General features: G+C 63.9%; 1 protein-coding gene. It reads left to right on the forward strand.

The annotated features are described in order from the left end of the window. Nucleotides 1-407: GTPase (locus tag EOA29_RS40555; RefSeq protein ID WP_189479216.1), on the forward strand; the 407-nt coding region annotated here is incomplete at both ends.

Consider the following 407-nt stretch of genomic DNA (forward strand, 5'->3'; position numbering starts at 1 on the left):
CGACCGCAACGGGCTGATTCTCGAGATCGTCGGCGAGCGCGCGCGGACCAAGGAAGGCACGCTGCAGGTCGAGCTGGCGCATCTCAACTACCAGAAAGGCCGGCTGGTGCGGAGCTGGACCCACCTCGAACGGCAACGCGGCGGCGCCGGTTTTCTCGGCGGTCCCGGCGAAACACAGATCGAGTCCGACCGGCGCATCCTGCAGGACAAGATCACCAAGCTGAAACATGAGCTGGAGACGGTTCGCCGCACGCGCGACCTGCACCGGGCCAAGCGCAAGAAGGTTCCTTTCCCGGTTGTAGCGATCGTCGGTTACACCAATGCCGGAAAATCGACGCTGTTCAACCGGATGACCGGAGCAGGGGTTCTGGCCGAGGACATGCTGTTCGCCACGCTCGATCCGACAC

The organism is Mesorhizobium sp. M1E.F.Ca.ET.063.01.1.1, assembly GCF_003998155.1.
Lineage (GTDB): Bacteria > Pseudomonadota > Alphaproteobacteria > Rhizobiales > Rhizobiaceae > Mesorhizobium.